The sequence below is a fragment of the Parendozoicomonas verongulae genome, from assembly GCF_009711465.1.
GTDB classification, from domain to species: domain Bacteria; phylum Pseudomonadota; class Gammaproteobacteria; order Pseudomonadales; family Endozoicomonadaceae; genus Sansalvadorimonas; species Sansalvadorimonas verongulae.
Map to the genome: position 1 here is coordinate 1 of NZ_SMME01000711.1, position 6542 is coordinate 6542.

Here is a 6542-nt window from a genome sequence, read left to right on the forward strand (position 1 = left end):
ACTGCACGGATGCTGCGGCAGCTTATACACGCAGTTTCGCCATACAGGGGATGCCTGATGACTCATGAATTCAAAACCCGTCTGAATGAAAACGACCAGCATCTTGTGGATGAATACAACAACACAGGTGTCAACAGAGAAGAGCGCAAACCGTTCCGCCCTTGGAAAATGATGATGTGGCTAGCCATTTGCATAGTAGGCTTAGGAGTAGCAGCACGGATTATTGGCACGGTTTACTTGCCATACTGAATACACACACCAACAAGCGAAGCATCCATAACAACAATCACAATGACCTGGCTACTTGTGCCTCGTGACAACATAAACAGAGCTGAGAAAAACAAAGCCAATGAATACGCAACAGGAATTGCATCGCATTGTGATTGTGGGTGGTGGGGCCGGCGGGCTGGAGCTGGCCACCCGCCTTGGGCGCACTCTGGGCAAAAAGAAAAAAGCAGAAGTCGTGCTGGTTGATGCCCGCATGACCCATATCTGGAAACCACTCCTCCATGAAGTGGCAGCCGGATCACTGAATTCCTACAGCGATGAGCTGAATTATCTGGCACAAGCGAACTGGAACCACTTTCGTTTCCAGCCGGGTACCATGTCTGACCTGAACCGGGAACAGAAAACGATTACCCTCGCTCCGGCTTCTGACAACACTGGTACGGAACTTCTCCCTGAACGCACTCTGAGTTACGACTCTCTGGTTATCGCCGTAGGCAGCAACACCAACGACTTCAGCACACCCGGCGCCAGGGAACACTGCCTGTTTCTGGACAGCCGGGAACAGGCAGAACGCATTCACCACCACCTGATTAGCCGCTCTATTCGCCACATGTCCGAGGACGAAAAACCCGAGCCCACTCGCATAGTTGTTATTGGCGCCGGTGCCACCGGTGTCGAGCTCACAGCAGAACTGCACCATGCTGCAAAACTAATGGTGCGCTATGGTCTTGAACAGAACCCCACTGACATGCAGCTCACCCTGGTAGAAGGCAGCAACCGGGTACTACCCGCCCTCCCAGAGCGCATTAGCAATGGAGTACAAGCCCAGCTGGACACACTGGGCATCCATACCCGAACCGGAACACCGGTAAGCCAAATCACCGCAGATGGCATTATCACCCGCAGCGGAAAAACCATTCCCTCCGATCTCACAATCTGGGCAGCAGGCATCAAGGGGCCAGCATTTTTGAAAGATCTGGATGGGCTTGAAAGTAACAAGATCAATCAGCTCATCGTGAAACCCACACTGCAAACCACCCAGGACGACAATATTTACTCTCTGGGGGATTGCGCAAGCTGCACACTTACCGGGAAGGCTGGTGATTTCACCGTGCCACCACGGGCACAAAGCGCCCACCAGCAAGCGTCCTTACTGGCAAAGAACCTGTCCAGAAAGCTTGATGGTAAAGAGCTTCTGAATTTTCAGTATCGGGATCACGGCTCACTTATCTCACTGAGCAGCCATTCTGCCGTAGGCAACCTGATGGGAAATTTAACGGGAGATGTGATGCTGGAAGGGCAGATAGCAAGGCTGTTCTACATCTCCCTTTACCGCCTGCACCAGCTGACCCTTTATGGCTTCTGGCGAACGGGCATGCTGATAGCGAAGGATTTACTGGAGCGCAGCACGACACCAAAACTCAAGCTCCACTGATTTTTTAAGCACACTTTTTAACAAGCACGAAAAAGCCCGCTTCAATGAAGCGGGCTTTTGATAATATGGTGGGTCGTGTAGGATTCGAACCTACGACCAATTGGTTAAAAGCCAACTGCTCTACCAACTGAGCTAACGACCCACAACAATCAGCTACACAAGCTAATTGCTTTAAAAGTGGCTCCCCGTTCACAACTCACTGCAAACCAGAGCGGCGCTAATAGTACCCATAGCCTATGACCTTGTAAACCCCCCAAAACGTCGTTCTAAATCAGTATCTTCCACGACATAGAGCTCCCTTAAACTGTCACCCAAACCCGTGAAATCATGGCACCATGAAAAAAGTGCCTGTCGAGCCAGCGGGCTCTGTAACTTTCCGCTGTGCTGATTGTTCTCATACGTTTGATGCTGCTCCCGGTCGTACTGATCCGGCGCCTGAGCGTGCTCATCCTTTCCGGTATTTTGCGGACTGCCCGCTTTGTGGGGAGGAATCGCCGCAGGTGCACTGGCAGGTGGGTTTGTTTAATGCTCATCTGAAGGCCACGGGGCCAAAAACTCAGGCAGGCAAAGCGGCTTCGGCTGCGAACCTTGCCGGGCACCCTACTCCGGAAGAATCCCAGATTACTCGCTACAACGCCATGAAGCATGGTGCGTCTGCGAAAACAGCCATGTACTTCCCGGCTCGCCCTGATAAATACCCTCACTGCAAAACCTGCGATATTGACCGGGATTACTGCGCCCAGCAGATTGCCTGCCTGAAGCGTTCCGATCTGATGCTCCGTTGTCTGGTGATCCGGGCATGCTTCAGGATCTTCACGCCATTAACCAGGCTAACTTTATGGCCATCCTGCAGGATATGATGCAGGCGATTGTTGCCGATGGCGTTTCCCTGCGTAATCCGGTTTATGACTTTGATAAAGACGGTGACTTCCATATTGGCCGTTATCTGGATGATGAGTCCGGAACTTTCAAAACCATTGAAGAGATCAAAGCCCATCCACTGCTTAAACCTCTGATGGATATGATCAGCCGCAACAACCTCTCCCTAGCAGACCTGAACATGACACCAAAAATTCAGGTGGATCACGGTATCCAGCAGGGTCAGCTGAATCAGGAAGAGGAAGAGAAGCAGTCCGCCCTGGAATACCGCGGCCAGATGCAGAAACAAGTGTCCGATCTGCGTTCCATGATTGGCCGTTCCCAGCTGCGGGCCAGCAAGGATCCGGTACTGATCAAACACCTCCAGGAAGACGGAGATTAAGAGCCACCCAAGGATATCGAAGCCGAGGTCGTGGATGACTCAACACCTTAGTGCTGCCCAGCGGCTGGAACTGTGCCAGGTATCCGAGCGGGAGATTCAACGCTACGCCGGTGATCACGCCATGTGGCACAAGCATGTGCATAACGTCGAGCTGGACGCCATGCGGGTGCTGAAAATGATCGAGATGGACGAACAGGACAACACCATCGACTTCTCCTGTCGTCGTACCGGAAAAACCGCGGTAAAGGAAATGTGGATTCAGGAGTACATGGCCACCCACTCCGATCAGGAGCTGGGAGTGGTCGCGCCCAGGGAAGCCCAGAGCATCACCAACCTCACCTATCACACCGATGCCATCCGCCGCTCCGCCATTCTGGAGAACTTCCTCCTCTATAAAGGAGGGCGTAAACAGATGGCCGATGCCTCCTACCAGTTCAGCAACCGCAGCAAGGCGGGAGCGTTCGGTATCATGGCGCAGGTGGATGACGAACCCAGCGCCGATCCGGTGATGGCAGATATGCAGTTGCTCTGCCGTCAGCTGGTCAATATCAAATCCGTACCCACCAAAGGGGCCTACGCCAGTTACAAGATGGTGAAACGGCAGGTGGGGGATGACCTGTTCGACGCCTTTATGGCCATGGTCTGGGCTTTCGTCACCCGGGGTGAGTGCCATGTGCAAACCATTATTGCCAGCCGCAAGCAGACACGGGCGCAGCTGCTGGGACAAAGCCCTTTCGGAACTCTGGGGAACCTTTGATGAAACTCTTCGGTATTGAAATAGGCGGCGCTCGCCGTCAACAGCTGCGGGAGATGAATGCCGCGCACAAAGAGGCACTGGCCATTAATGGGGAAATGGATCGCCAGCGCCTCATGAAAGGCCGGGTGGCGACGCCGGAAAACAGCATCCGCCACATGTACCACAAAATGCATGTGGACCCTGATCTGCGCCAGTCCATTCTCCATATCCGTCACATGGATAAAGTGGATGGCCGTGTCAAGCAGATCCACAAGCGCATGGCCCGTGATGTCACCAAAGGCGGGCTGATGCTGAAATGGAAAGGCACCCGTGATCAGAAGATCATTAAATTGTGGGAAGAGTTCTTCCAGCGCCTGCAGCTGAACAACCGCAACAAACTGCTGTCCGATGCACGGGGCGCGGCCATGGAAGGGAATCTGCCTATCCAGTGGGTTGTGAATGACAACCGCCATATAACCGGTGGCGTCCGCATGCCTTCGGAAACCATTGTTCCCCGCATCGATGAGAACGGCCGTTTTAAGAACATGGCAGAAGCCTACAAGCAGGTGGACCCGTTCACCTGGAAAGAACTGGCCCGCTTCTCCCGCTGGCAGCTGACCATGGTCAGGCTGGAGCCGGATAACTTCGACGACATGGGCTGTATGGGTCGCCCCTATCTGGATGCCTCCCGCTCCATCTGGCAAAAACTGGCCATGACCGAAGAGGATCTGGTGATCCGTCGCCGCACCCGTGCGCCTCAAAAACTGTCCCACGTACTGGAGGGGGCAACGGATGAGCAGCTGCAGGCCTACGAAGAGAAAACCCGCAACGAATCCGGCGAAATCCAGACCGACTTCTTTATGAACAAGAAAGGCACCGTCACTGCCATCCAGGGCGATGCCAATATGGATCAGATAGCCGATGTCGCCTACCTGCTGGATACCTTCTTCTCCGGCAGTCCTGCACCCAAAGGTCTGTTCGGTTACGTGGAAGACCTGAGTCGTGATGTGCTGGAAGACCTGAAGGCTGACTACTTCCAGGAGATAGATGGCCTGCAGGATATGATCAGCTCCGCCTACCAGGAAGGCTTCGAGCTGGAACTGCTACTGCAGGGTATCAACCCCAATGCCTACCAGTTCGCCATTGAATTTGCCGAGCGCAACACCGAAACCCGCAACCAGCGTGCCGACCGTGCCCTGAAGCTGCAGGCACTGGGCGTGCCCCAAGAGCTGGTATTTGAAGAAGCGGGCATGGATGTCTCCCGGGTGAAAGCCAAGCTGGAAGAAGAAGGCAACGGCCACGATCCCTACCCCGTGCAGGATGAAGAGAGCAACAACCGCAACCGCCGACCACGGGTGAGCGTGACTCCCAATAACGCCCCCAAGGGGGAAAGTGCCACCAGTATCTCCTCAGGAGGCGGTAACTGATGCCTACGCCTTCCCATATAAAAGCTGCCATTAAACGGGCCAGCGCTAAAGCACGCAAGAACGGCAATAAACTGGATGCCGAAGCCCTGAAGGAACTGCAGGCGGTCTACAAACAGGCCTCAGAAGAAATCCGCCTGCGCATCACCCTGATGGCCGGTGCCGATGGCACAGTGCGGCTGGATAACCTACGGGAGTTACGCCGTCAGGTGGATGCGGTAATTGACGAACTGGGCTGGAAGGAAGAGATGCTGGTCACCGGTTACAAGGAACGTGCCGCAGCCACGGCTGTCGGCGCTCTGGCCTATGCTCTGCCCACCGCAAAGCTGGACGATCTGGCCGGTGAAGCTGTACGGGCTGCCCGCCGGTTTCAGGCTGATGATGGGCTGCAACTGTCGGACAGACTGTGGCGGGTGAATAACCATGCCCGGGAAGTAGTTGGCCGTGCGGTGGAGTCCGCCATTATTCAGGGCAACAGCGCCAGTCAGGCTGCGGAAGACTTTATCCGCCGTGGCGTGCCGGTACCCGATGAACTGCCGAACAAAATCAAAATAGCCGATAGTTCCGCCATTGGCCGGGCAACCACCAAAGAGCTGATGACCGGTGAAGGTGCGCCCTATCACAATGCCCGCCGTCTGTTTCGCACCGAGATTAACCGGGCACACGGTATGGCTTATCAGCAATCGGTGTTTGAACTGGATGATACTGTGGGCACCCGCTTCCTGCTGTCACCGGCACACCCTGAGCCAGATATCTGCGATATGCACGCCAAGGTGAACCGCTACGGACTGGGCAAAGGGGTTTACCCTCCCGGAAAATCGCCCTGGCCTGCTCACCCTAACACCCTGAGTTATGAGGAAGTGGTGTTTGAAGATGAGGTATCGGCTGAAGACAAAACCGGAAAGGAAGACCGCATCCACTGGCTGAACCAGCAAACACCCACCGTTCAGTACCAGGTACTGGGCGCCCAGAAAAAACAGCAGGCTCTGGCTATGGGCCATCTGACAGAAAACGAGATCAACACACCATGGAAGGTGCTGAAGAAGAAATACGCACGCAAGGGGATTGAGCTATGAATGCCGCACTGAATGTTAAGCCAGCCGCACCGGTGAAAGATGAGGTGATCTGCCCGAAGTGTGATCACCGGATCTGGGATGGAGAAGTGATTCGTTCCCGGTGTGTGAAACTGCGGGATGGGGTGGCGCTTTGTCGGTGTAAGGCGTGGGTGAAGGTGCCTGCATGCAGGGCAAAGTAACCATATCTGATAACAGCTCTGTTAAATTTATTAACTGAAGGATGTTGACACCAGTCAACACCATTCTCTATTATTCATCCCAAGCACCCGTGGCGACGCATAGTTGAATCCTTAGAAGCTATGCCAGACCCTCGGGTTTTTTTATGCCTAAAAATCAACAAGTTACCTATGGATACCCGATGTGTGACTTTCAGGCCGAAATT

At 54.3% G+C, this 6542-nt stretch carries 8 protein-coding genes and 1 tRNA gene; 8 read left to right on the plus strand and 1 reads right to left on the minus strand.

Annotation, left to right across the window (positions count from 1 at the left end; translation table 11 throughout):
* Together E1189_RS03520 and E1189_RS03525 are read left to right on the plus strand one after the other, a co-directional pair.
* On the plus strand, positions 1–249 hold a 249-nt coding region (locus E1189_RS03520; protein ID WP_155158676.1), incomplete at its 5' end, for a DUF3094 family protein.
* Positions 250–349: 100 nt separating this feature from the next.
* Positions 350–1663 carry an NAD(P)/FAD-dependent oxidoreductase gene (locus E1189_RS03525; protein WP_155158678.1) on the plus strand — a complete coding sequence of 438 codons (1314 nt, stop codon included), beginning with the start codon at positions 350–352 and terminating at the stop codon, positions 1661–1663.
* Between the two features lie 66 nt (positions 1664–1729).
* Here E1189_RS03525 and E1189_RS03530 read toward each other — a convergent pair.
* Positions 1730–1805: transfer RNA gene (locus tag E1189_RS03530), tRNA-Lys, on the minus strand.
* Between the two features lie 193 nt (positions 1806–1998).
* Between E1189_RS03530 and E1189_RS23470 the strand changes: the two genes are divergently transcribed.
* From E1189_RS23470 to E1189_RS03555, 6 genes are read left to right on the plus strand one after another with little or no spacing between them, the layout of a single operon-like run.
* Positions 1999–2523 carry an FmdB family zinc ribbon protein gene (locus E1189_RS23470; RefSeq protein WP_196221158.1) on the plus strand — a complete coding sequence of 175 codons (525 nt, stop codon included), beginning with the start codon at positions 1999–2001 and terminating at the stop codon, positions 2521–2523.
* Positions 2502–2924: a hypothetical protein gene (locus E1189_RS23475; RefSeq protein ID WP_230460119.1), complete on the plus strand. Its 423-nt coding sequence runs from the start codon at positions 2502–2504 to the stop codon at positions 2922–2924. The genes E1189_RS23470 and E1189_RS23475 overlap by 22 nt, the downstream gene beginning before the upstream one ends.
* Before the next feature lie 34 nt (positions 2925–2958).
* A complete protein-coding gene (locus tag E1189_RS03540) occupies positions 2959–3681 on the plus strand; it encodes a hypothetical protein (protein ID WP_155158680.1) in 723 nt (240 codons plus the stop codon).
* A complete protein-coding gene (locus E1189_RS03545) occupies positions 3681–5087 on the plus strand; it encodes a hypothetical protein (protein WP_155158682.1) in 1407 nt (468 codons plus the stop codon). The genes E1189_RS03540 and E1189_RS03545 overlap by 1 nt, the downstream gene beginning before the upstream one ends.
* Positions 5087–6160 (plus strand): hypothetical protein, encoded by a 1074-nt coding sequence (locus tag E1189_RS03550; RefSeq protein ID WP_155158683.1) that lies wholly within the window; start codon positions 5087–5089, stop codon positions 6158–6160. Before E1189_RS03545 ends, E1189_RS03550 begins: the two co-directional genes overlap by 1 nt.
* Entirely contained in the window at positions 6157–6339 is a 183-nt protein-coding gene (locus tag E1189_RS03555) for a hypothetical protein (RefSeq protein ID WP_155158685.1), read from the plus strand. The genes E1189_RS03550 and E1189_RS03555 overlap by 4 nt, the downstream gene beginning before the upstream one ends.
* Positions 6340–6542 lie beyond the last annotated feature (203 nt).

Bases quoted from the DNA above. Each gene is read 5' to 3' on its own strand.
- E1189_RS03525 (WP_155158678.1), top strand. From the start codon at position 350: ATGAATACGCAACAGGAATTGCATCGCATTGTGATTGTGGGTGGTGGG.
- E1189_RS23470 (WP_196221158.1), top strand. From the start codon at position 1,999: ATGAAAAAAGTGCCTGTCGAGCCAGCGGGCTCTGTAACTTTCCGCTGT.
- E1189_RS23475 (WP_230460119.1), top strand. From the start codon at position 2,502: ATGGCCATCCTGCAGGATATGATGCAGGCGATTGTTGCCGATGGCGTT.
- E1189_RS03540 (WP_155158680.1), top strand. From the start codon at position 2,959: ATGACTCAACACCTTAGTGCTGCCCAGCGGCTGGAACTGTGCCAGGTA.
- E1189_RS03545 (WP_155158682.1), top strand. From the start codon at position 3,681: ATGAAACTCTTCGGTATTGAAATAGGCGGCGCTCGCCGTCAACAGCTG.
- E1189_RS03550 (WP_155158683.1), top strand. From the start codon at position 5,087: ATGCCTACGCCTTCCCATATAAAAGCTGCCATTAAACGGGCCAGCGCT.
- E1189_RS03555 (WP_155158685.1), top strand. From the start codon at position 6,157: ATGAATGCCGCACTGAATGTTAAGCCAGCCGCACCGGTGAAAGATGAG.